Source organism: Microbacterium sp. NIBRBAC000506063, assembly GCF_017968845.1.
Taxonomy (GTDB): domain Bacteria; phylum Actinomycetota; class Actinomycetes; order Actinomycetales; family Microbacteriaceae; genus Microbacterium.
On record NZ_CP072877.1, the window covers coordinates 230,099 to 252,913 of the forward strand.

The 22,815-nt window shown below is 69.3% G+C and carries 19 protein-coding genes, 1 tRNA gene and 7 pseudogenes; 21 read left to right on the forward strand and 6 right to left on the reverse strand.

The window, feature by feature from the left end:
- Positions 1 to 140 precede the first annotated feature (140 nt).
- Positions 141 to 3,506 (forward strand): annotated as a pseudogene (gene ileS / locus KAE78_RS15755) (isoleucine--tRNA ligase).
- The gene (gene ndk / locus KAE78_RS15760; protein WP_223172558.1) at positions 3,503 to 5,701 is read left to right on the forward strand and encodes a nucleoside-diphosphate kinase; all 2,199 of its coding nucleotides are present in this window, start codon (positions 3,503 to 3,505) and stop codon (positions 5,699 to 5,701) included. The pseudogene ileS and the gene ndk overlap by 4 nt, the downstream one beginning before the upstream one ends.
- 16 nt (positions 5,702 to 5,717) lie before the next feature.
- Here the strand turns inward: ndk and KAE78_RS15765 are convergent, their stop codons facing one another.
- The 3 genes from KAE78_RS15765 to KAE78_RS20060 form a co-directional block, all read right to left on the reverse strand.
- Complete coding sequence (locus KAE78_RS15765; protein ID WP_223172559.1) at positions 5,718 to 6,311, reverse strand: vitamin K epoxide reductase family protein; 594 nt, start codon at positions 6,309 to 6,311, stop codon at positions 5,718 to 5,720.
- A 261-nt stretch (positions 6,312 to 6,572) separates the two neighbouring features.
- Positions 6,573 to 6,905, reverse strand: a complete 333-nt coding sequence (locus tag KAE78_RS15770) for a hypothetical protein (RefSeq protein WP_223172560.1) — start codon at positions 6,903 to 6,905, stop codon at positions 6,573 to 6,575.
- A gap of 185 nt (positions 6,906 to 7,090) precedes the next feature.
- Positions 7,091 to 7,459 carry a hypothetical protein gene (locus KAE78_RS20060; RefSeq protein WP_411156031.1) on the reverse strand — a complete coding sequence of 123 codons (369 nt, stop codon included), beginning with the start codon at positions 7,457 to 7,459 and terminating at the stop codon, positions 7,091 to 7,093.
- Between the two features lie 3 nt (positions 7,460 to 7,462).
- Here KAE78_RS20060 and KAE78_RS20065 point away from each other — a divergent pair, with 3 nt between their 5' ends.
- From KAE78_RS20065 to KAE78_RS20080, 4 genes are all read left to right on the forward strand, one after another.
- On the forward strand, positions 7,463 to 7,681 hold the full coding sequence (locus KAE78_RS20065; protein ID WP_411156032.1) for a hypothetical protein: 219 nt from the start codon (positions 7,463 to 7,465) through the stop codon (positions 7,679 to 7,681).
- Between the two features lie 73 nt (positions 7,682 to 7,754).
- Positions 7,755 to 7,901, forward strand: a complete 147-nt coding sequence (locus tag KAE78_RS20070) for a hypothetical protein (protein WP_411156033.1) — start codon at positions 7,755 to 7,757, stop codon at positions 7,899 to 7,901.
- Positions 7,898 to 8,725, forward strand: coding sequence for a ribonuclease E/G (locus KAE78_RS20075; RefSeq protein ID WP_411156045.1), 828 nt, complete (start codon positions 7,898 to 7,900; stop codon positions 8,723 to 8,725). Before KAE78_RS20070 ends, KAE78_RS20075 begins: the two co-directional genes overlap by 4 nt.
- A complete protein-coding gene (locus tag KAE78_RS20080; protein ID WP_223172839.1) occupies positions 8,722 to 9,132 on the forward strand; it encodes a hypothetical protein in 411 nt (136 codons plus the stop codon). Before KAE78_RS20075 ends, KAE78_RS20080 begins: the two co-directional genes overlap by 4 nt.
- On the opposite strand, the pseudogene KAE78_RS15785 reads toward KAE78_RS20080, so the two are convergent.
- Positions 9,100 to 9,367, reverse strand: a pseudogene (locus KAE78_RS15785) (DUF4031 domain-containing protein). The gene KAE78_RS20080 and the pseudogene KAE78_RS15785 sit on opposite strands and share 33 nt — an antisense overlap.
- Positions 9,368 to 9,530: 163 nt before the next feature.
- Between KAE78_RS15785 and rplU the strand changes: the two are divergent.
- From rplU to KAE78_RS15845, 13 genes and pseudogenes are all read left to right on the forward strand, one after another.
- Positions 9,531 to 9,839, forward strand: coding sequence for a 50S ribosomal protein L21 (rplU, locus tag KAE78_RS15790; RefSeq protein WP_223172561.1), 309 nt, complete (start codon positions 9,531 to 9,533; stop codon positions 9,837 to 9,839).
- 20 nt (positions 9,840 to 9,859) lie between these two features.
- Complete coding sequence (gene rpmA, locus KAE78_RS15795) at positions 9,860 to 10,114, forward strand: 50S ribosomal protein L27 (protein WP_223172562.1); 255 nt, start codon at positions 9,860 to 9,862, stop codon at positions 10,112 to 10,114.
- Positions 10,115 to 10,204: 90 nt separating this feature from the next.
- Positions 10,205 to 11,706: pseudogene (gene obgE / locus KAE78_RS15800) on the forward strand (GTPase ObgE).
- Positions 11,703 to 12,498, forward strand: a pseudogene (gene proB, locus KAE78_RS15805) (glutamate 5-kinase). The pseudogenes obgE and proB overlap by 4 nt, the downstream one beginning before the upstream one ends.
- Before the next feature lie 147 nt (positions 12,499 to 12,645).
- Positions 12,646 to 13,841: pseudogene (locus tag KAE78_RS15810) on the forward strand (glutamate-5-semialdehyde dehydrogenase).
- A 49-nt stretch (positions 13,842 to 13,890) separates the two neighbouring features.
- Positions 13,891 to 14,106, forward strand: coding sequence for a hypothetical protein (locus KAE78_RS15815; protein ID WP_223172563.1), 216 nt, complete (start codon positions 13,891 to 13,893; stop codon positions 14,104 to 14,106).
- A gap of 9 nt (positions 14,107 to 14,115) precedes the next feature.
- Positions 14,116 to 14,714 (forward strand): annotated as a pseudogene (gene nadD, locus KAE78_RS15820) (nicotinate-nucleotide adenylyltransferase).
- Positions 14,711 to 15,793 (forward strand): hypothetical protein, encoded by a 1,083-nt coding sequence (locus tag KAE78_RS15825; RefSeq protein WP_223172564.1) that lies wholly within the window; start codon positions 14,711 to 14,713, stop codon positions 15,791 to 15,793. The pseudogene nadD and the gene KAE78_RS15825 overlap by 4 nt, the downstream one beginning before the upstream one ends.
- Positions 15,754 to 15,876, forward strand: coding sequence for a hypothetical protein (locus tag KAE78_RS18080; RefSeq protein WP_262927883.1), 123 nt, complete (start codon positions 15,754 to 15,756; stop codon positions 15,874 to 15,876). The genes KAE78_RS15825 and KAE78_RS18080 overlap by 40 nt, the downstream gene beginning before the upstream one ends.
- Entirely contained in the window at positions 15,876 to 16,253 is a 378-nt protein-coding gene (gene rsfS, locus KAE78_RS15830) for a ribosome silencing factor (RefSeq protein WP_223172565.1), read from the forward strand. The genes KAE78_RS18080 and rsfS overlap by 1 nt, the downstream gene beginning before the upstream one ends.
- Positions 16,254 to 16,338: 85 nt before the next feature.
- Positions 16,339 to 17,487, forward strand: coding sequence for a dGTP triphosphohydrolase (gene dgt, locus KAE78_RS15835; RefSeq protein ID WP_223172566.1), 1,149 nt, complete (start codon positions 16,339 to 16,341; stop codon positions 17,485 to 17,487).
- Positions 17,488 to 17,492: 5 nt separating this feature from the next.
- The gene (locus KAE78_RS15840) at positions 17,493 to 17,852 is read left to right on the forward strand and encodes a hypothetical protein (RefSeq protein WP_223172567.1); all 360 of its coding nucleotides are present in this window, start codon (positions 17,493 to 17,495) and stop codon (positions 17,850 to 17,852) included.
- 89 nt (positions 17,853 to 17,941) lie between these two features.
- Complete coding sequence (locus tag KAE78_RS15845; protein WP_223172568.1) at positions 17,942 to 19,291, forward strand: SH3 domain-containing protein; 1,350 nt, start codon at positions 17,942 to 17,944, stop codon at positions 19,289 to 19,291.
- 41 nt (positions 19,292 to 19,332) lie between these two features.
- On the opposite strand, the gene KAE78_RS15850 is transcribed toward KAE78_RS15845, so the two are convergent.
- A tRNA-Ala gene (locus tag KAE78_RS15850) sits at positions 19,333 to 19,404 on the reverse strand.
- Between the two features lie 151 nt (positions 19,405 to 19,555).
- On the opposite strand from KAE78_RS15850, the gene KAE78_RS15855 reads away from it, so the two are divergent.
- Together KAE78_RS15855 and KAE78_RS15860 are read left to right on the forward strand one after the other, a co-directional pair.
- Complete coding sequence (locus KAE78_RS15855; protein ID WP_223172569.1) at positions 19,556 to 20,623, forward strand: NAD(P)-binding domain-containing protein; 1,068 nt, start codon at positions 19,556 to 19,558, stop codon at positions 20,621 to 20,623.
- Between the two features lie 78 nt (positions 20,624 to 20,701).
- Positions 20,702 to 21,913, forward strand: a complete 1,212-nt coding sequence (locus KAE78_RS15860) for a glycoside hydrolase family 3 N-terminal domain-containing protein (protein ID WP_223172570.1) — start codon at positions 20,702 to 20,704, stop codon at positions 21,911 to 21,913.
- Here the strand turns inward: KAE78_RS15860 and KAE78_RS15865 are convergent.
- Positions 21,901 to 22,786: pseudogene (locus KAE78_RS15865) on the reverse strand (3-methyladenine DNA glycosylase). The gene KAE78_RS15860 and the pseudogene KAE78_RS15865 overlap by 13 nt on opposite strands.
- Positions 22,787 to 22,815: the final 29 nt, after the last annotated feature.

The window sequence follows — 22,815 nt, forward strand, 5'->3', positions numbered from 1 at the left end:
CGCAGTGAGAGTGGATTCCCGCCGGTCGTTGAGCGAGACGCGAAGCGTCGAGACGAAACGCGGGGATCACGCGGGGTGGTACCGCGGTTCGCAAGAGTCGTCCTCGCAGAGCATCAGCCGCCACGACCACTGCGAGAGACATGACTTATCCCCGTTCCTCCTTCGGCCCCGCCGCCGACGTCTCGCCGAGCCCGCGCTTCCCCGAGATCGAGCGCGAGGTTCTCGACTTCTGGAAGGCCGACGGCACGTTCCAGGCTTCGATCGACAACCGTGAGGGCGCCGAGGAGTGGGTCTTCTACGACGGCCCGCCGTTCGCCAACGGCCTCCCGCACTACGGGCATCTGCTCACCGGCTACGCGAAGGACCTCTTCCCGCGCTTCCAGACCATGCGCGGCAAGAAGGTCGATCGCGTCTTCGGCTGGGACACGCACGGCCTGCCCGCCGAGCTCGAGGCGATGAAGCAGCTCGGTATCACCGAGAAGAGCGAGATCGAGGAGATGGGCATCGCCGCCTTCAACGCGAAGGCGCGCGAGTCGGTGCTGGAGTACACCCGCGAGTGGGAGGACTACGTCACCCGCCAGGCGCGCTGGGTCGACTTCGAGAACGGCTACAAGACCCTCGACGCCGGGTACATGGAGTCGGTGCTGTGGGCGTTCAAGACCCTCTACGACAAGGGCCTCGCCTACGAGGGCTACCGCGTGCTGCCGTACTGCTGGCGCGACGAGACCCCGCTGTCGGCGCACGAGCTGCGCATGGACGACGACGTGTACCAGATGCGTCAGGACCCCTCGGTCACGGTCACCTTCCCGCTGATCGGAGCGGATGCCGCAGAGCGCGGCCTCGAGGGCGTCCGCGTTCTCGCGTGGACGACGACGCCGTGGACCCTCCCGACCAACCTCGCGCTCGCTGTCGGTCCGGACATCGAGTACGTCGTGGTGCCTTCGGGCCCTTCACTTCGACTCGCTGACGCTCGCTCAGTACAAGCGGCGGGCTCAGGGACCGAAGGGGCACGCTACCTGCTCGCCCGCGACCTCCTCGGCGGCTACGCGAAGGAACTCGGCTACGAGGATGCGGCGTCCGCGGCATCCGCCGTCGAGAGGACCATTGCCGGACGCGAGCTCGCGGGACTGCACTACGAGCCCCTCTTCGACTACTACACCGACACCGAGACCTGGGGCACGCAGAACGCCTGGCAGATCCTCGCCGACGACTACGTCACCACCACCGACGGCACCGGCGTCGTCCACCAGGCGCCCGCCTACGGTGAGGACGACCAGCGGGTGGCCGAGGCAGCCGGCATCCCGACGATCCTCTCCCTCGACGACGGCGGACGCTTCCTCTCGCCGGTGCGCGACGTGGCAGGAGAGCTGTGGATGGACGCGAACCGTCCGCTCATCCGCCTCCTCAAGGAGAACGGCCGCCTCGTGCGCGACGCGAGCTACGAGCACTCCTATCCGCACTGCTGGCGCTGCCGCAACCCGCTGATCTACAAGGCGGTCTCGAGCTGGTTCATCCGGGTCACCGACATCAAGGACCGCCTGCTCGCGAACAACGAGCAGATCACCTGGGTGCCCGAGAACGTCAAGCACGGCCAGTTCGGCAAGTGGCTCGAGGGCGCGCGCGACTGGTCGATCAGCCGCAACCGCTACTGGGGCTCGCCGATCCCGATCTGGAGGAGCGATGACCCCGAGTACCCGCGGGTGGACGCCTACGGCTCGCTCGAGGAACTCGAGCGCGATTTCGGCTCGCTTCCGCGCAATGCCGAGGGGAGGTCGATCTGCACCGTCCTTACATCGACGAGCTGACCCGCCCGAACCCCGACGACCCGACCGGTCGGAGCACGATGCGCCGGATCGAGGACGTCTTCGACGTCTGGTTCGACTCGGGATCGATGCCTTACGCGCAGGTGCACTACCCCTTCGAGAACCGGGAGTGGTTCGACGAGCATTCGCCGGCCGACTTCATCGTCGAGTACATCGGGCAGACCCGCGGTTGGTTCTACGTCATGCACGTGCTCTCGACCGCGCTGTTCGACCGGCCGGCGTTCACGGGTGTCAGCTGCCACGGCATCGTGCTGGGCAACGACGGCTACAAGATGTCGAAATCGCTGCGCAACTACCCGGACGTCTCTGAGGTGTTCGATCGCGACGGCTCGGACGCGATGCGGTGGTTCCTCATGTCCAGCTCGATCCTGCGCGGCGGAAATCTCAGCGTCACCGAGGAGGGGATCCGCGCAGGCGTGCGCGAGTTCGTCCTGCCCTGTGGAACGCGTGGTACTTCTTCGCGACCTACGCCAACGCCGCGACACCGGGCGGTTACGAGGCGCAGTGGCGCACGGACTCCACCGATGTCCTCGATCAGTACATCCTCGCCCTCGCCGGCGATCTCGTCCGGGGCGTCGCCGACGACCTGGAGGTGCTCGATTCGACCGGCGCCGCCGCGAAGCTGCGCGAGTTCGCCGAGGCACTGACGAACTGGTACATCCGCCGCTCGCGCGACCGCTTCTGGGTGGGCGTCGACCCCTCGGATCCGACCACCACCGAGGCCTTCGACACGCTGTACACGGTGCTGGAGACGCTCACCCGCGTCGCCGCGCCCTCGTGCCGCTCATCGCCGAGCGCGTCTGGCAGGGCCTCACGGGCGGCCGGAGCGTGCACCTGCAGGACTGGCCGGATGCGGCGGCGTTCGAGCCGGCATCCGACATCCGTGCAGCGATGGACACGATCCGCGAGGTCTCGAGTATCGCCAACGCCCTCCGCAAGAAGGAGGGCAAGCGCGTGCGCCTGCCGCTGCCGACGCTCACGGTCGCGGTTCCGGATGCCGGCGGGCTCGCGCAGTTCGAGGGGATCCTCCGCGACGAGCTCAATGTGAAGAACGTCGAGCTCATCGAGCTGTCGGACGACGTCGCCGAGCGCTACGGCATCAGTCAGCGACTCTCGGTCAACGCGCGCGCGGCGGGCCCGCGCCTGGGCAAGCAGGTGCAGCACGTCATCGCCGGAGCGAAGGCGGGCATCTGGGAGGAGCAGGACGGCGCGGTCGTCGTCGACGGCATCGCGCTGCAGGAGGGCGAGTACGAGCTCACCCTCGAGGCGGGCGGCGTCGACGAGGGCACCGCGATCTCGCTGCTCTCCGGCGGCGGCTTCGTCCTGCTGGACACGACCACGACGCCGGAACTGGAGGCGGAGGGGCTGGCACGCGATGTCATCCGGGCCGTCCAGGACGCCCGCAAGTCCGCCGGGTTCGACGTGAGCGACCGGATCCGCCTGCAGCTGCGCTTCGACGACGCCGCCGACGGCGAGGCCGTGACCGCGGCCTTCGACGCCGCGGGCGTCGCGGAGGAGACCCTCGCGGTCGCCTACTCGGTGCGAACGGGCGACGACGAGCTCCGATCCGTCGACGGCGGCGAGGCCATGGCCACGGAGCACGAAGCGGCCGTCGAGGCCGGAACCTACGCCAACCGCGACGGCTTCACGATCGGACTGGCCAGGATCGAGGTGTCCGCATGAGTGACCGCAGCCGCGCCGACGCTGTCTACGACGCACTCCTGGAACGTGCGGGGGAGCGCTGGGTGCAGCCGCGCAAGGAGCGCGTCGCACGCCTGCTGACGCTGCTCGACGACCCGCAGCACACCTACCGGGTCGTTCATGTCACGGGGACCAACGGCAAGAGCTCCACGAGCCGGATCATCGAGAGCCTCTTGCGCGCGCACGGACTGCGCACGGGCCTGTTCACGAGCCCGCACCTGGAGCGCTTCACCGAGCGCATCATGATCGACGGAGAACCCATCGCGGACGGGGCCGTCGCCGACGCCTGGGAGGAGGTCGAGGCGCTCGTCGCGATCGTCGACGCCGAGCTTGAGGCAGCGGGCGACGAGCCGCTGACGTTCTTCGAGCTCCTCACCGCGCTCGCCTTCGTGGCCTTCGCCGACGCCCCCATCGACGTCCTTGTGCTCGAGGTCGGCATGGGCGGCTCCTGGGACTCGACGAACACCGCCGACGGCGACGTCGCCGTGTTCACCCCGATCGCCCTCGACCACGCCGACCGCCTCGGTCAGACCATCGCGGAGATCGCCGAGGTGAAGTCCGGGATCATCAAAGACGGCGCCGCCGTCGTCTCCGCCGTGCAGACCGCCGAGGCCGAGGCCGTGCTGCGGCGTGTCGCCGCGGAGCGGGGCGCGACCATCTCCTTCGAGGGTGGCGACTTCGCCCTGGCCTCGCAGAAGCTCGCCGTCGGCGGGCAGCTCATCACCGTGCAGGGCCTGGACGGCGCTTACGACGACGAGTACCTGCCCTGTACGGCGCGCACCAGGGCCGCAACGCCGCACTGGCCGTTGCCGCCGTGGAATCGCTCATCGGCGGACAGGGGCGGGCGATCCCGGGTGACATCCTCACCGAAGGTCTGCAGAGCGCCACCTCGCCGGGCGCCTCCAGCTCGTCGGCGTCGCCCCACCGTGATCGTCGATGCGGCGCACAACCCGCACGGCGCCGCCGCTCTCGCGCTGGCGCTGGACGAGAGCTTCGACTTCGACGAGTGGGGATCGTGCTCGGCATCCTCTCGGACAAGGACGCAGCGGGGATCGTCGCGGCGCTCGCGCCGAGTGCGGCGCACGTGTTCGCCACAGCCCCGAGTCCTCCCGGGCGGCGGACGTCGACAGCCTGGCCGATCTCGTCGAGGCCGGCGGCGGCTCCGTCTCGGTCTACCCCTCTCTGGAGGCGGCCGCCGCGGCGGCCCGGGAGTGGGCCGCTCCTTCAGACCGCCGTGCGGTGCTCATCGCCGGGTCGGTCCTGCTCGCCGGCGAAGCCCTCACGCTCGCACAGGAGCAGGACTGGAAGGCAGGATGGAACGCATGAGCACGTCCCGGCCCCGCGCTCCCCGCCAACCGCGTACGCTCGTGCAGAAGCTGGGTGCGGTCGTCCTCGGCTTCGAGTCGATCGTGGTGTTCCTCGCCGGCCTGACGATCTACGGCCTCGGGGCGCTCCCCGAAGGCATCCCGGGATGGTGGGCGATCGTCGGCGGTTCCCTCGTGGCGGTCCTGATGGTCACACTCGCCGGACTCATGCAGCGGCCCTTCGCCGTGCCCGCCGGTTGGGCGCTGCAGGTCGTCGTCGCCGCCGCTGCGATCCTCGTCCCGCGATCCTGCTCGTCGCCGTCGTCTTCGGCGGCATGTGGGGCTACGCGACCATCGCCGGCGCGCGCATCGACGCGCGGCAGGCGGCCGCGGCACCCGATTCGCCCCCGACCACACAGAACTGACCGACAACCGATCCGACAGGAAGATCTGCACATGGCCACCGAAGAAACCCTCGTTCTCGTCAAGCCCGACGGGGTCGCCCGCGGCCTCACGGGGGCGATCCTCGCCCGCATCGAAGCGAAGGGCTACGCCCTCGTCGACATCCGTCTCGTCGAGCCCGATCGCGAGCGCCTCGCCGACCACTACGCCGAGCACGAGGGAAAGCCCTTCTACGAGCCGCTCATGGAGTTCATGATGTCGGGTCCGTCGGTGGCGATCCGCCTCGCCGGCAACCGTGTCATCGAAGGTTTCCGCTCGCTCGCCGGCACGACCGATCCGACCTCGGCCACACCGGGTACGATCCGCGGCGACTACGGCCGCGACTGGGGCCTGGCGGTGCAGCAGAACCTCGTGCACGGCTCGGACAGCCCGGAGTCGGCCAGTCGCGAGCTCGGAATCTGGTTCGCCTGAGAGATCTCGACTCGGCTCAGAGCATGCCGAGGACGTTCAGCCGGAGCTGGGCGAGCACCGCGATGATCGCGAACGCAACCACGGTGAAGACCGGCGTCCACCCCATGAGGCGGTTCGCGGCATCCTGAACCTTCGTCGAAGACGACAGCGTTCCGTTGCGGAACAAGTGGATCACCGTCGCGATGAACGTCGGGATCGTCACCGCCCAGGTCACCATGCACCAGGGGCAGAGGGTGCCGATCACGAAGATGCTCTGGCCGATCAGCCAGCAGACGAAAGCGAACGCGCCGAGCATGCCGACGCCGAAGAGCGCCCAGAACCAGCGGGCGAAGCGCGCGCCGGCCAGCAGCGCCCCGCCGACGATGAGCGGCGCGATCCATCCGGCGAGACCGATCAGCGGGTTCGGGAAGCCGAAGACCGAGCCCTGCCAGGCCTCGAGGTTCGCCTTGCACTGGACGAGCACACTGAAGTCGCACCCGAGTTCGGCATCCGGGTTCTGGAGCACCTCGAACTTCTCCAGGGTCAGGCGGAACGCCGCCCACCAGCCGATCACGCCGGCGAAGATCAGCCACAGCGCGAAGACGGTCGGGCGGGTTCGCTGCTCAGTCATGTCGTGATTATCCCAGCGAAACCTATGAGCCGGTCAGGGATTCTCAGGCCCGGAGCGTAGACAATGCCGCTTTCGGGCCAGTGAAGTGCGATAATGGCTGATGACGCGAGATCGGATGCCCCGAAGACCGCGTCACACGCAGACTTGGAGGCACACGCCTCACGCGACCAGAGCCAGGAGCCGGTCGCACACCGAGTGAGTTCGCGGCACCCGCGGGTACCGCATGAGATTTCGCGGAGCACCAGGTGCCCGCGCAGGGAGTTAGCCAGAGATGGCCGATGAGAACAATGACAACATCACAGCCCAGGGCGACTCGGATGCCGCAGATGCGGTGACACCGGTCGGCACCTCGGTGGAGGAGACGCAGGTCTCCGAGGCCGCAGAGGCGGCGTCCGCAGTGACGCCGGAGAACGACTCGCCCGCCGAGGTCGTTCCGGCTCCGGTCGATCCGGCCGTCGCGGCGGAACTCGCTGGGGCAGAGCCCGTCGCCGCGGCACCGGCCGAAGTCGAGGGCACCGAGGAGACTTCCGCGAGCGAGAGCGTCGAGGCACCGGCATCCGATTCCATCGAGGCGCCCGCATCCGACGACTCCATTGAGGTGTCGGCATCCGATGAGGTCCCCGCGCCGGTCGACGTCGAGCCCGTCTCCGAGCAGGCCGAGCCCGAGTCTGAAGCCGAGCCCGCCGAGCCGGAGCCGGTGACCGCCGTATCGCTCGGACTGATCCCGGAGGTCTTCGTCTCGAAGCCCTCGACCCAGCTGCACTTCTACGCTCCCGAGATCACCCTGCTCCCGGCGCGTCCGGGCGTGAGCCCGAAGATGAGGAGAGCGGTTCGTCCTCGGGTCGTCGTGGCGGACGACGCCGTCGCGGGGGTCCGAGAACGGCGGCGGAGAGCAGCAGAGCGAGCCGCGCCAGCGCCAGCGTGTCGTCGAGTACGTCACCGAGCCGCAGCGGATCAAGGGCTCCACCCGCCTGGAGGCCAAGCGCCAGCGCCGCCGCGACGGGCGCGATGCGGGTCGTCGCCGCCCGGTCGTCACCGAGGCGGAGTTCCTCGCCCGCCGCGAGTCGGTCGACCGCCAGATGGTCGTGCGCGCCAAGAACGGCCGCACCCAGATCGCGGTCCTCGAAGACAAGGTTCTCGTCGAGCACTATGTGGCACGAAACCAGGACGCCTCGCTCATCGGCAACGTCTACCTCGGCCGCGTGCAGAACGTGCTGCCGAGCATGGAGGCGGCCTTCGTCGACATCGGCCGCGGACGCAACGCGGTGCTGTACTCGGCGAGGTGGACTGGGACGGCGTCGAGACCGGCAACCAGCCGCGCCGCATCGAGCTCGCGCTCAAGCCCGGCGACCGCGTCCTCGTGCAGGTGACGAAGGACCCCGTGGGCCACAAGGGCGCCCGACTGACCAGCCAGATCTCCCTCCCGGTCGCTACCTCGTGTACGTGCCCGGCGGCTCGATGAACGGCATCTCGCGCAAGCTCCCCGACAACGAGCGGGCGCGCCTCAAGCGCATCCTCAAGGAGGTGCTCCCGAGTCCTCCGGCGTCATCGTCCGCACGGCCGCCGAGGGCGCGACCGAGGAGCAGCTGACCCGCGACGTGCAGCGCCTCACCGCGCAGTGGGAGCACATCCAGAAGCAGGTGGAGAGCTCTCAGGCCCCGGCTATGCTGCACGCCGAGCCCGACCTCCTGGTCAAGATCGTCCGCGATGTCTTCAACGAGGACTTCACGAAGATGCTCATCCAGGGCACGGATGCCGAGCGCACCATCCGTTCGTACCTCGAGAGCGTCGCCCCCGATCTGCTTGAGCGTGTCGAGACCTATCAGGGCGAGAAGGATCCGTTCGACGAGTTCCGTGTCACGGAGCAGATCGAGAAGGCGCTCGATCGCAAGGTCTGGCTGCCCTCGGGCGGATCGCTCGTCATCGACCGCACCGAGGCGATGACGGTCGTCGACGTCAACACCGGCAAGTTCGTCGGCTCCGGCGGCAACCTCGAGGAGACCGTCACCAAGAACAACCTCGAGGCCGCGGAGGAGATCGTCCGCCAGCTGCGTCTGCGCGACATCGGCGGCATCATCGTCGTCGACTTCATCGACATGGTGCTCGAGTCCAACCGCGACCTCGTGCTGCGCCGACTCATCGAGTGCCTCAGCCGCGACCGCACGAAGCACCAGGTCGCCGAGGTGACCTCGCTCGGACTCGTGCAGATGACCCGCAAGAAGCTGGGGCTGGGGCTCCTGGAGACCTTCAGCGAGGCCTGCGACGTGTGCGCGGGCGCGGCGTCATCGTCCACCACGACCCGGTCGTCAAGCACCGCTCGGGCGGGCAGGGCGGCGGCTCGAACCGTCGCGGCCGTGGCGGGAACGGTGGCTCGCAGAACAGCGCGCCGTCCGGCAACGGCGGAACGCACGTGATCCCGGAGGGTGCGAAGTCGGCGCTCGCCCAGATCGCGGCGTCGACGATCGTGGGCACCGGGGACACGGAATCGGATGCTGCCGCACCGCTCGTCGAGGGTGCCGCAGCGATCGAGCTGCCCCAGCCCTCGCGCGCCGAGACACCGGAGACCGCAGAGCCGGCCTCGGCCAAGGACCGTGCGAAGAAGCCGCGCAAGAAGCGCGGCAAGGAGGCCGGTCCCGTGCTCAAGCCCGAGGCCGAGCAGCTCCTGGACTCGGTGCTCGACGCGCTCCCCGAACCGAAGGCACCCGGTCAGGGCCGCGGTCGTCGTCGTGTCACCACGGCGGCGTTGTCGGGCACCCCGGTGATCGTGACCCCGATCGCAGACGGTGGCTCAGACGCGGCGGTCGCGGGCTCGGACGCGTAGTCCGGAGGCGATGAGGCGTCGCACGAGCTCCTTGCCGGGCACGTGTTCGGCGCCTCCGGCCACAAGCCGGGGATCGCCTCCTCGGGCACGTCGTAGTGATCGCGATCGAAGCCGCGCTCGGGCAGCCCCTGCGCACGCGCGAAGGCGTGCAGCTCTTCCAGGCTCTCGTCGCTGACGAGGTGCGCCCAGAGCCTGCCGTGGGCCGGCCACAGGGATCGTCGACGAGGATGGCCATCCCTCGATCGTACGACGGGACACGCGTTCGGGCGTTTTTGCCGAACGCCCCGGCATCCGGTAAAGTAGACCCTTGGTGCGTTGAGTTCTGCTTCCGCACCGTGACTTTTTCGTCTCAACAGACAACTGGAGCCGACGCGCTCCACAGAAGAAACAGGTGTGAAGTGGTTTACGCAGTAGTGCGCGCCGGTGGCCGGCAGGAGAAGGTCGAGGTCGGAACGATCGTTCAGCTCGACCGTGTCAAGGCTGCCCAGGGCGAGAAGATCGAGCTCCCTGCCGTGCTGCTCGTCGACGGTGCGACGGTCACGACCGACGCCGACAAGCTCGCGAAGGTCAAGGTCACGGCCGAGGTTCTCGGCAACCTCCGCGGTCCGAAGATCGTCATCCAGAAGTTCAAGAACAAGACCGGCTACAAGAAGCGTCAGGGCCACCGCCAGGAGCTCACGCGCGTCAAGATCACCGGCATCAAGTAAGCACGGAAGAGGCTGAGGAAATGGCACACAAAAAGGGCGCAAGCTCCACGCGCAACGGTCGCGACTCCAACGCCCAGCGACTGGGCGTCAAGCGCTTCGGCGGCCAGAAGGTCAGCGCCGGCGAGATCATCGTCCGCCAGCGCGGTACCCACTTCCACCCCGGCGTGAACGTCGGTCGCGGTGGCGACGACACCCTGTTCGCCCTCGCAGCGGGCTCGGTCGAGTTCGGCGCGAAGGGCGGCCGCAAGGTCGTCAACATCGTCGCCGGCGAGTAATCGCACCACGCACACGGTTTCCGGTTCGGGGCGGGCTTCGGCCCGCCCCGTTCCCGTATCTGCAGCAGAACCCGAACGGAGAGGAACGACATGGTCACTTTCGTCGACACGGTGACGCTCCATCTGCGCGCGGGCAAGGGTGGCAACGGATGCGTCTCGGTGCGCCGCGAGAAGTTCAAGCCCCTCGGCGGCCCTGACGGCGGGAAGGGCGGCGACGGCGGCGACATCGTCCTCGTCGCCGATCCGCAGACGTCGACGCTGCTGTCCTACCACCACTCGCCCCACCGCTCTGCGGGCAACGGCGGTTTCGGGATGGGCGATCTGCGCGCGGGCGTCACGGGGGAGAGCCTCGAGCTCCCCGTTCCCGTGGGCACCCTCGTGAAGACCCCAGAGGGCGACGTGCTCATCGACATGGTGACCCGGGGGAGCGCTTCGTCGTCGCGCCCGGCGGACGCGGCGGTCTCGGCAATGCCGCACTGGCGACGCCGAAGCGCAAGGCGCCGGGCTTCGCCCTGCTGGGCACGCCCGGGTTCGAGGGCGATGTCGTCCTGGAGCTGAAGACGGTCGCCGACGTCGCGCTCGTCGGCTACCCCTCTGCGGGCAAGTCGAGCCTGATCGCCGCCGTGTCCGCCGCGCGTCCGAAGATCGCCGACTATCCGTTCACCACGCTGCATCCGAACCTGGGCGTCGTCCAGGCCGGCGACTCCCGCTACACCATCGCCGACGTCCCGGGTCTCATCGAAGGCGCCAGCGAAGGCCGCGGACTCGGTCTGCAGTTCCTGCGTCACGTCGAGCGCTGCACGGCACTGCTGCATGTGCTCGACTGCGCGACGCTGGAGCCCGGGCGCGACCCGATCTCCGACCTCGACGTGATCCTGGCCGAGCTCGCCGCCTACGACGTCCCGGAGGGGCAGATACCGCTCCTGGAGCGTCCGCAGCTCGTCGCGCTGAACAAGGTCGACGTCCCCGAGGCGCGGGAGCTGGCCGAGTTCGTGCGTCCCGAGCTCGAGGCCCGAGGGTTCCGCGTGTTCGAGGTTTCCACGGTCTCCCACGAAGGACTGCGCCCGCTGACGTTCGCCCTCGGGCAGATCGTCGACGAGCATCGCGCGCAGATCGCCGCAGAGCCGCCGCGCGAGCGGGTCGTCATCCGCCCGAAGGGTTCCGAGAAGCCCTTCACGATCCGGGTCGAGGGCGGTTCCTACGGCAACGTCTACCGCATCCTCGGAGAGAAGCCGGTGCGCTGGGTCCAGCAGACCGACTTCCAGAACGAGGAGGCCGTCGGCTATCTCGCCGATCGTCTGGAGAAGCTCGGCGTGGAGGATGAGCTCTTCCGTCAGGGCGCGACACCCGGCGCGACCGTCGTCATCGGCGAGGGCGACGGCATCATCTTCGACTGGGAGCCGAGCATGAGCTCCGCGGCCGAGCTGATGGTCGCACCGCGCGGCCTCGACCCGCGGCTGGACCGCAACAGCCGTCGCACGACGTCGGAGCGCCGCGAGGAGTACTACGAGCGCATGGACGCCAAGGCGGCGGCGCGCGCCGAGCTCGAACAGGAGCGGCTCTCGCGTCACGCGGACGAGGGCGACGAGTGACCGCGCGAACCCGCGCCGACCTGGCCACCGCCGGTCGGATCGTCGTCAAGGTCGGCTCTTCGTCGATCAGTGGCGAGGCGTCCTGGCGCATCCCGATCCTCGTCGAGGCGCTGGCCGACGCGCACAACCGCGGCACCGAGGTCATCCTCGTCTCCTCCGGGGCGATCGCCACAGGGATCCCCTTCCTGAACCTCGGCGCACGCCCGACGGACCTGGCCACGCAGCAGGCCGCCGCCGCCGTCGGTCAGAACGTGCTCATCTACCGCTATCTCGATGCCCTGCGTCCGCACGGCATCGTCGCGGGCAGGTCCTGCTCACCACCGGCGATCTGGAGAACCCACATCGCGCAGCAACGCGCAGCGCGCCATGGACCGCCTTCTGGGCCTGCGGATCATGCCGATCGTCAACGAGAACGACACCGTCGCCACGCAGGAGATCCGCTTCGGCGACAACGACCGCCTCGGGGCGCTCGTCGCGCAGCTCCTCGGAGCCGATGCGCTCGTGCTGCTGAGCGATGTCGAGTCGCTGTACACCAAGCCGCCGAGCGACCCGACCGCCGAGCCCATCGACGTGATCGAGCCGGACGCCGACCTCGCCGGGCTCGAGTTCGGCGCCACGGTCGTCAACAGCGTCGGCACCGGCGGTGCCGCCACCAAGGTCTCCGCGGCGAGGCTGGCCGCGGCATCCGGGATCGGTGCGCTCGTCACGAGCGCAGACCTGGTTGCGCAGGCGCTGGCGGGCGAGGCCATCGGCACCTGGTTCGTGCCGGCTTCCGTCGACGTCCGCGCCTGACCCACGCCCTCCCGGGCCTGCGGGCGCTGGCTAGAATGGCGGCATGACCCCGATCTCGCCGCTGTCGCCACGCCTGCCCCGACGAACGTCTCGGGCGCCGAGACGCCGCGGGATCGCCTCACGCGTGCGAAGGACGCCTCGCGCGAGATCGCGCGTCTCACGAGCAGCCAGAAGGCGGAGGCGCTCGAGACGATCGCGCGCGAGATCGAGGCCAACGTGGCGCGGATCATCGAGGCGAACGCCTCCGACATCGCCCGCGGCGAGGACGAGGGGATCGGCGCGGCGCTGATCGATCGCCTCCGGCTCGACGAGAAGCGCGTCGCGGCTCTGGCCGCCGGCGTGCGCGACGTCGCCGCCCTGCCCGACCCGGTCGGCCAGATCGTCGGCGGCCACCGCATGCCGGGCGGCGTCGCCCTGGAGCAGGTGCGCGTGCCCTTCGGCGTGGTCGGGGCGATCTACGAGGCGCGGCCCAACGTGACCGTCGACATCGCCACGCTCGCGCTGCGCTCGGGCAACGCGGTGGTGCTCCGAGGAGGAAGCGCGGCCCGTTCCTCGAACACCGTGCTCGTCCAGGTGATGCGCGACGCGCTCGAGAGCGCGGGCGTCACGCCCGAGGCGATCCAGACGGTCGACGACTTCGGACGCGAGGGGCGAAGGCGCTCATGCACGGTCGCGGACTCATCGACGTCCTCGTTCCGCGCGGCAGCGCCGGCCTCATCGAGACGGTCGTGACGGAGTCGACGGTCCCGGTGATCGAGACCGGCGCCGGGAACGTGCACATCGTTCTCGACGCCTCCGCTCCGGAGGAGTGGGCGCGTGACATCGTCGTCAACGCCAAGGTGCAGCGTCCGAGCGTCTGCAACGCGGTGGAGACAGTTCTCGTGCTGCGCGCCGCTGCGGAGCGCCTGATCCCCACGGTCACCGCCGCCCTGCAGGAGCAGGGCGTGACCGTGCACGGCGACGACACGGTCGGCTCGCTGGCATCCGATGTCGTCGCCGCGACCGAGGAGGACTGGGCCACCGAGTACCTGAGCCTGGACATCGCGATGAAGGTCGTCGACTCGCTCGACGAGGCGCTCGCCCACATCCGCCGGTACAGCACCGGTCACACGGAGTCGATCGTCACGACAGACACCCGCAACGCCGAGCGCTTCCTCGCCGAAGTGGACTCGGCGGTGGTCATGGCGAACGCGTCCACACGGTTCACCGACGGGGCCGAGTTCGGCTTCGGTGCCGAGGTCGGCATCTCGACCCAGAAGCTGCACGCCCGCGGGCCGATGGGACTCTCCGAGCTGACCAGCACGAAGTGGCTCGCCCGCGGTGCCGGTCAAGTGCGCGGCTGACGGCTAGACTTGGTGTCACAGACTTCCCAGGCACGGAAATGGAGCAACGATGAACTTCGTCGCGCAGGTTGCGGTCCTCGCCGCTGAGACCGAGCACCACGGCAACGTGGCGCTGGAGACGCTGATCTTCGGTGTGATCGCCGCCATCGGCTTCGCCGCGCTGGGCCTGGTGACCCTCTCGTACAAGAACGTCGCGAACCGCCACGCCGCGAAGGCTGAGGCCTGGGCGGCGCGCAACGGCCACGAGGCGGGGCACGGACACTAGACTCGAGGGATGACCACAGCCGCGCGTCCACCGCGAATCGGCGTGATGGGCGGGACGTTCGACCCGATCCACCACGGTCACCTCGTGGCTGCGAGCGAAGTCGCGCACTCCTTCGACCTCGACGAGGTCGTCTTCGTGCCCACCGGGGAGCCGTACCAGAAGCCGAACGTCACGGCCAGCGAGCACCGCTATCTGATGACGGTGATCGCCACGGCGTCGAACCCGAGGTTCACCGTCAGCCGGGTCGACGTCGATCGCAAGGGGCCGACCTACACGATCGACACGCTGCGCGACCTGAAGCACAGCAGACCGGATTCTGAGTTCTTCTTCATCACCGGCGCAGACGCCATAGCGCAGATTCTCAGCTGGAGGGACCATGATGAGTTGTGGGAACTCGCCCACTTCGTCGCGGTGTCCCGCCCAGGACACGTTCTGAGCACTGACGGACTCCCCAGCGACGATGTGAGCCAACTCGAGGTTCCCGCCCTGGCGATCTCGTCGACGGACTGTCGCGATCGCGTCGCTGTGGGGATCCGGTGTGGTACCTGGTTCCCGACGGGGTCGTCCAGTACATTGCGAAGCATCACCTCTATCGGAGCAAAGAATGACCACGTCGGATCAGCAGGGATCACGGCCGCTGACCCGCAAGCAACTGCGGGAGCTTCGGCTGACCGGGTCGACCCCTGTGGTCGCGCAGCCCGACGCCGAAGAGACCGCGGACGAGTCCGCTGAAGCGCCTGTCCACGAGCCCGCAGAGGCCTTCGCGCCCGCATCCGCACGCACGGCGACGCCCTCCGCTCCGACACCCGCGGACGCACCCCGCACGGCCGTGCCGGAGTCCGACGACCCGGTCGTCCTTCCTGAGGAGCGCGAGACCCCGGATGCCGCATCCGATGCCGCAGACGCTCCTGAGCGCACCCTCACGCGCCGGGAGATCCGCGAGCTGGAGAGGCAGCGTGCCGCCGCGCCGGGCACAGCGTCCGCGGTGACGCCCCCGGAGACGATCAGCCCTGCTCCGGAGACCGGTCGCGGTACGACGGATGAACCGAGTGAAGAGGATGAGCAGACGGCACCGGAGTCTGATCGCGGACGGCTTTCCTTCCTCGAACGCCGCCGCGCCGCCGCCGAGGCGAAGAGGGAAGCCCGTGCGGCAGAGGCGGCACGGGCCGAGGAGCCTGCGGAGCCAGCGGCGGAGATCCCCGAAGAGCCGGTCGAGGACCAGGAACAGGCGCTCGGCGCTGCGAAGCAGTCTGAGGGGCCGGCGGACGTCGTCGCGGTCAGTCCGCTTCTGGGCAAGGACGTCCCTGAGGAGATATCCGACGGACCGGCGCTCTCCCCGTCGTTCGACGAGCTGGTCGCTCCGGCCGACACGACCGGTTCGCAGCACATCTCGCCCACGGCTCTGATCTTCAGCCAGACACCCGGCCCACTGACACTTCCCGGCCCGCTGGACTCGAGCGGCGAGGTCGTCGTGACCGGCAGCTACGAGTTCCCGAGCTCCGTCGGCTCGCACGGCCATGCCCCGGCACCACCGACGGCAAAGACATCGATGCCTCCCTGGTCGACAGCGAGCTGGCGGCGACATCGTCGCCGACGCCGGTGGCGGCGAGCTCCGCGATCGGCACGATCAAGCCCGCCGGCGAGGTCATGCGCCAGCCCACACCCGAGAAGGGGAGCAAGCTGCTGATGGGCCTGGCCCTCACCGCGGGCGGCCTCATGCTCGCCCTGTCCGTCGCCCTCATCCTTGCCTTCACGAACGGCGTTTTCTGATGCAGTCACCTGACTCTGCCCGCGAGATGCTCCAGATCGCGGCGGATGCCGCCGCGTCCAAGGGCGGCGACGACCTCCTCGCTCTGGACGTCTCCGAGCCTCTGCCGCTCGTGGACGTCTTCCTCCTCGTCACCGGGAACAGCGAGCGCAACGTCGCCGCGATCGCCGACGAGGTCGAGGACCGCCTGATCGAGTCCGGCCACAAGCGCGTGCGCCGGGAGGGGCGCGCCGAGGCACGTTGGGTGCTGCTCGACTTCGGCGACCTCATCGTGCATGTCTTCCACGCCGAGGAGCGCGTCTACTACGGCCTTGAGCGACTCTGGAAGGACTGCCCGGTCATTCCGCTGGATGTCGCCGAGCCTGCCGCCGAGGGCTGACGTGTCGCCGCGGCTCGGGCTCTGCGCCCGATAGCGTGGAGGCAGCGCACCGGTCGGTGCGCACGGACACGCAGAGGGGCGCGGAATGAGGGCCGATCGGATACTGCCCGAGCCCGACTCGGCATCACGGCTGCGTGACGCCGACAGCCCGTTCCGGCAGGATCTCGAGCGCATCCGCTTCTCTTCGTACTATGCACGACTGTCGGCGGTGACCCAGGTCATCGGCCAGACCGGTGCGGGTCCGCTCGTCCACAACCGCTTGACGCATTCGCTCAAGGTGACGGCGGTCGCCCGCGCGATCGCGGCGGATGTCGCGGGCCTCATCGCATCGCGGGATCTGCCCGACGAGTATGTCTGCGACCCCGTGGTGGCGCAGGCGGCCGCCAGCGCGCACGATCTGGGCCACCCGCCCTTCGGGCATCTGGGCGAGAGCGTGCTGGACCGGCTGGCGCGCGAGTCGTTGGGACTGCTCGACGGCTTCGAGGGCAATGCCCAGACCTACCGGATCATCGCCATGCTCGACGTCTGTCACGGGCCCTCGCACGGATTGAACCTCACGGCGGCGACCCGCTCCGCCGTCGCGAAGTATCCCTGGACTCCCGGGGTGGAGCTCTCCGAGCCGGTCGCGGCGACGCTGCCGCCGGGCCTGCGGTGGGTGAACGGCCGGTTGAGCGTGCGCAAGTACTCGGCGTACTTCCTGGATGCGGAGGATCTCTCGCATGCCCGCGAACGCGCGCACGGGCTGCTCCCGCTGCAGCAGTCGCTCGAGGGATCGGTCATGGACATCGCCGACGACATCGCCTACTCGGTGCACGACGTCGACGACTTCCATCGGGCGGGACTCCTGGGGCAGGGTGCGGTGTCGCGCGAGTTCCGGGGTTGGATCGACGGCGCCTCCTCGCTCGCCGCGATCGACGATGCCGAGCTGACGACGGCGACCGGTCGCCCGGGGGTCGCGCTCGAGCTGCTGCGGAGGAAGCAGCTCCGCGATGATCCGTGGATCGCCGATGCCGAGGCGTTCCGCGCGGCCGTGCACGCGGTCGCATCCGATCTCGTGGACGGCCTGCTCGCGGAGTCCTACGACGGCTCCCTCGCCTCGGAACGGGCTCTGGCGTCGTTCACGAGTAGGTGGATCCACCACTTCCAGCGTTCGGTCGTGCTCGCCCCGACCGACAATCCCGCACGGGCCTGGTCATGCTGGACCGCGGGGCGTGGCACGAGGTCGAGGTTCTGAAGTTCGTGCACAGGCACTTCGTGCTCGGCCGCTCCGACATCGCGATGTACCAGCGCGGGCTCGGCCGCGTGCTCACTCGTGCCGTGCGCGGTCTCATCGCCTGGCTGGAGGATGCGCACGATCGTCATCGCGTGCCGCCGCGGCTGCAGGAGCTCGTCGGCATCGCGACCGACGGCTATGCGCGGCTGCGGCGCGAGCAGCCCCCGGGCGTGCCGGTGATCGAGCGTGACGACGAGGATCGTCTTGGCCGGGGCAGGGGAGTGCTCGACTACATCGCCTCTCTCTCGGACGACCAGGCGATGGCGGTGTCCGAGGCGATCGATGGCCGCCCGGACCGTCTCTGGGACATCGGCCAGAACCTCTGAGCCGGGGCAGCACTGCCCCGGGAGAGCGCGCCGGGCGAGGAACCCGCTATGGTGTTCGTGGGGAACGTTATCGCAACAGGGTAACGATCATGAACAAGAAGACGCGGTGCCAGGCCGGCGCCGGAATCGTGCTGTCCTTCGTTCTCACCTTCGCCGGGTTCGCCGCAGCTCCCGCGGTCGCCGCCCCGCCTCCCGTCGCCACGGCTCCCGTCGTCGCTGCATCGACGAAGCTGCCCTGCACCGGCACGACCGCCGCGGAGACGAGGAAGATCATCCTCGACGCGACGAACGCTCAGCGGAAGAAGGCGGGCAAGAGCCCGCTGGCGTCGAATGCCGCTATGAACACGGTCGCCGCGAACTGGTCGGCGCAGATGGCGAAGAACAAGAAGCTCAGCCACAATCCGAAGTACAGCACGCAGATCCCCAAGGGGTCCAGTCGGAGCGGTGAGAACGTCGCCGCCGGCTACAAGGTGCGCGAGGTCACGCCCGCCTGGATCGCGTCAGCCGGCCACCGCGCGAACATCGAGCAGAGCGGTTACACGCATATCGGCATCGGCGTCGCCTGCAGGGATGGCTATCCGTATTACACGCAGGTGTTCGGCTCCTACGCGTCGTCACCGGCGACGGCCTCCTCGTCGAGCAGCGGCTCCGCGTACAAGACGAAGTCGTCTGTGAACATGCGGTCGGGTGCGGGGACGAGTTACAAGGTGCTCACGACGCTGAAGGCGGGGACGAGTGTCGGGAAGATCCTGAAGAAGTCGGGTGCGTGGGCGCAGGTGAAGGTCGGCACACGCACGGGATGGGTGCACAGCGACTACCTCACGACCGGTGCGACGACGGCATCCGCGTCGTCGTCGACCACGCCCAAGACGACCGCCGCGGTGAACATGCGGTCGGGTGCGGGGACGAGTTACAAGGTGCTCACCACGCTGAAGGCGGGGACGAGTGTTGGGAAGATCCTGAAGAGGTCGGGTGCGTGGGCGCAGGTGAAGGTCGGTACGCGCACGGGGTGGGTGCACAGCGACTACCTGACGGCGATCGCGTCGTCGTCCTCAGCGTCGACGTCATCGTCGACGTCAAAAACGACGGGGTCCGTGAACATGCGGTCGGGCGCGGGGACGGGCTACAAGGTGCTCACGACCCTGAAGTCGGGCACGAGCGTCGGGAAGGCGCTGAAGAAGTCCGGTGTGTGGATCCAGGTCAAGGTCGGCAGCACCACCGGGTGGGTGCACAGCAAGTACCTGACCGTGAGCGCTACGTCCACCTATACGACGAAGTCCTCGGTGAATTTCCGCTCGGGTGCGGGGACGGGGCACAGCGTGTACTCGACGCTGAAGGCCGGGACGAATGTGGGGAAGCCTCTTGCGCAGTCCGGCTCCTGGATCCAGGTGAAGGTCGGCACACGCACAGGATGGCTGCACAGTGACTATCTGAAGTGATCAGAAAACGAAAAATCCCCGGCTTGACCGGGGATTTTTTGTGGACCTGAGGGGACTCGAACCCCTGACCCCTGCATGCCATGCAGGTGCGCTACCAGCTGCGCCACAGGCCCAGATGCCGCCCCGTAGAAGCCCGGGGCAACTCGAATAGATTACTACACGGTCCGCCTGCTGCGCGAATCGAGTGCGATGTCGCGGTGAATCGCCGACGCAGTGCATGCAGTCGCATGGAATAGGCGTCGCATCCGAAGAGTTGGACCGAGTGTGGAGACCTTCGACAGCATCGTGATCGGCGCCGGTCAGGCCGGCCTCTCCGCGTCGTACCACCTGCAGCGCCTGGGCGTCCGGCACCTCGTGCTCGACGCCGATGAGCGGCCAGGAGGCGCCTGGCAGCATCGATGGGATGCGCTCACCATGCACGACGTCCACGGCGTCGCGGAGCTCCCCGACGACACGCCGCCGGCCCGAGACTCCCGACGGGCCAAGGAGGCGGTGCCGGAGTCCTTCGCCGCCTATGAGCGGAAGCACGAGCTGCCCGTCCTCCGTCCGGTTCAGGTCGACACGGTCACCGATGACGGCGGCGTCCTCGTCGTGCACGCCGGCGACCGCAGCTGGCGAGCCCGCACGATCGTCAATGCCACCGGCACCTGGACCCATCCGTTCCTGCCGCACTACCCGGGGATGGAGACATTTCTCGGCGAGCAGCTGCACACCGTCGACTACCCCGGCCCGGAGCACTTCCGCGGCAAGCGCGTGCTCGTCGTCGGCGGGGGAGCGTCCGCGGTGCAGTTCCTGGGGGCGCTGCGGCCGATCACCGACACGCTCTGGGTGACGCGCAGCGAACCGGTGTGGCGGGAGGACGGTTTCGCGACCGACGAGGCGCGGATCGCCGCTGTGGCGATGGTCGAAGCGCGTGTCGCCCAGGGTCTGCCGCCGCAGAGCGTCGTCAGCGTCACCGGGCTCGCGCTGCGACCGCAGGAGCGCGAGGCGGAGCGCCTCGGCGCCTATGAGCGGCATCCGATGTTCTCCTCCATCGAGCCCGACGGCGTGCGCTGGGCCGACGGACGCTTCGAACGTGTGGATGTGATCCTCTGGGCGACCGGATTCCGACCCGCGATCTCTCACCTCGCGCCGCTGAAGCTGCGCGGGCCGCAGGGCGGCATCCAGCTCGATCGCAACGGGCGCGGCACGACCGCCGTCCGCGACCGGCGCGTGCAGCTGGTCGGCTATGGCCCCTCTGCGAGCACGATCGGCGCCAACCGCGCCGGACGTACCGCGGCCCGCGGGGTGAAGCGGGCCCTCGAGGCGCAACCGGCGGTCACCACCGGTTGAGGACGTCCTCCACTCGGCGATTCTCATCAGAGCAGGACGTCGGTCGTGGCCACGAGAGCGGGCCCGTACTCTGGAGCCATGAGAGCGTGGGGAGTCGCCGCCGTCCTCGCCGTCGCGGTGTCGCTTCCCGGAACAGCAACCGTCGTCGGCGAGACCTCGGAACCGGAGGCGACGCCGGCGACGGTGGCCACGTCGGTGCGAGTGGAGGCGGCGGCATCCGATGCCGTGGACATTGCCGCCGCCGAGGCGGTGACCGAGATGAGCACGCGCGAGCGGGCGGCGAGCATCGTCATGGGGCACATCGCGACCACGGATGCCGCGGCGCTGCGCGAGTACATGACCGACACCGGCATCGGCGGCTTCATCCTCATGGGCGACAACGTGCCGGAGACCGAGGCGCAGCTGCGGGAGATCGTCTCGGCGCTCACGGTCGACGACCTGCTTCCTCCGCTCCTCGCGATCGACCAGGAGGGCGGTGTCGTCAGCCGCCTGCCCTGGGACGACTTCGCCTCGCCGCGTGCCCTGCGCACAGCGCCCGTGGCAGAGACCGCCGAGGCGTTCAGTGGCCGTGGTTCGCTCGTCGCGCGCGCCGGTGTCGATGTCAACTTCGGCATCGTCGCCGACCACACCGCGGATGCCGGCTCCTTCATCCACTCGCGGGTACTCGGCACGACCCCGGCCGCGGCGGCCGAGCGGGTGACTGCCGCCGTGCGGGGCGAAGGCGCAGTCGTCGCGTCGACCCTCAAGCACTTCCCGGGGCACGGCGCCGCGCCGGGAGACTCGCACCGGGTCGTCCCCACCACCTCGATACCGCTGGCGCAGTGGCGGCAGACCGACGCCCTGCCGTTCGTCGCGGGGATCGACGCCGGTGCGGAGATGGTGATGTTCGGGCACCTCGCGTACACGGCGGTCGACGAGGCGCCGGCCTCGCTCTCCGCGCGCTGGCACGAGATTCTCCGCGACGACCTCGGCTTCGACGGCATCGCCGTCACCGACGACCTCGGCATGCTGCAGGCCACCGGCATCGCCGCCTATGCCGACCCGGTCGCCAACGCGGTGGCCGCGGTCGTCGCCGGCAACGACCTCGTCCTGGCCGTGATGTTCACGAACGCCTCCTCGGCCGGAGAGATCGTCGACGGCCTCGTCACCGCCGTCGACACCGGAGGGCTGGACGCCGCACGCCTGCAGGAGGCCGCCGAACGGGTGCTGACCCTGCGTCTGCGGATCGCGGCATCCGGAGACACGATGCTGCCCTGCCCGGACTGCACACCGGTCGCTCAGTCCGACTGACCCGCGTCCTCGCCCAGCCAGGCGCGGAGGACCTCCGCCCGGAGCGCATTGCCGCGCTCGGCGAACTCCCGCTGACGCCGCACGTACTCGGCCTTCCCCTCGGGCGTCTCGATCCGCACCGGGCGGACGCCCCAGGCAGACAGGTCGTAGGGTGCGGCCTCCATGTCGAGGAGACGGATGTCGCGGGCGAGCTCGAAGGCGTCCAGCATCAGCTCGCCCGGGACGAGCGGACCGAGCTTGACCGCCCACTTGTAGACGTCCATGCCGGCGTGCAGACACCCCGGCTGCTCGCGCAGCGGCTGATCATCACGCGTGAGCATGGAGCGATTGCGCGGCACGGCCCGGGGTGAAGAAGCGGAACGCGTCGAAGTGGGTGCACCGCAGCTCGTGGGCCTCGACGACGGCATCCGTCCCCGCCCGGCCGAGCCGCAGCGGAACCGGATGCCGGTGCTCCTCCTCGCGGTACACCATGGCCCACTCGTGCAGCCCGAAGCAGCCGAACTGGGCGGGGCGCCGCGCGGTCGCACGCAGCATCCGCTCGATCAGAGCCGCCAGGGCCGGCTTCTCGCGCGCGAAGGCCGCGGCGTCGGGGCGCAGTGCGCCCGGAGTGGAGCCGGGCGCGTACCAGCGCCAGTCCGCGCGCTCCGTGCCCGCGGCATCCGCCAGTTCGACGCCGGCTCCGGGGTGCCATCGGCGCAGCAGCGACGGGCGATAGGAGTAGTAGGTGAACAGGAAGTCCCAGACGGGATGCTTCTCACCCCGCGCCGCCCGGTCGCGGTGAGCCTGCGTCAGCGCGTCGGCTCGCCGGCGATGGTCGGCTTCGCGGGCGCGCCAGACGTCGCTCTCGAGGGTCTGGACGGTCAGAGCGGGCACCCTACGAGGCTAAGGCGTGTCCGAGCATC

Coding starts and splice junctions, on each gene's coding strand:
- ndk (WP_223172558.1), top strand. CDS start 3,503: ATGAGTGACCGCAGCCGCGCCGACGCTGTCTACGACGCACTCCTGGAA.
- KAE78_RS15765 (WP_223172559.1), bottom strand. CDS start 6,311: ATGACTGAGCAGCGAACCCGCCCGACCGTCTTCGCGCTGTGGCTGATC.
- KAE78_RS15770 (WP_223172560.1), bottom strand. CDS start 6,905: ATGGAGTCGTCGGATGCGGGCGCCTCGATGGAATCGGATGCCGGTGCC.
- rpmA (WP_223172562.1), top strand. CDS start 9,860: ATGGCACACAAAAAGGGCGCAAGCTCCACGCGCAACGGTCGCGACTCC.
- KAE78_RS15815 (WP_223172563.1), top strand. CDS start 13,891: ATGAACTTCGTCGCGCAGGTTGCGGTCCTCGCCGCTGAGACCGAGCAC.
- KAE78_RS15825 (WP_223172564.1), top strand. CDS start 14,711: ATGACCACGTCGGATCAGCAGGGATCACGGCCGCTGACCCGCAAGCAA.
- KAE78_RS18080 (WP_262927883.1), top strand. CDS start 15,754: ATGCGCCAGCCCACACCCGAGAAGGGGAGCAAGCTGCTGATGGGCCTG.
- rsfS (WP_223172565.1), top strand. CDS start 15,876: ATGCAGTCACCTGACTCTGCCCGCGAGATGCTCCAGATCGCGGCGGAT.
- dgt (WP_223172566.1), top strand. CDS start 16,339: ATGAGGGCCGATCGGATACTGCCCGAGCCCGACTCGGCATCACGGCTG.
- KAE78_RS15845 (WP_223172568.1), top strand. CDS start 17,942: ATGAACAAGAAGACGCGGTGCCAGGCCGGCGCCGGAATCGTGCTGTCC.
- KAE78_RS15860 (WP_223172570.1), top strand. CDS start 20,702: ATGAGAGCGTGGGGAGTCGCCGCCGTCCTCGCCGTCGCGGTGTCGCTT.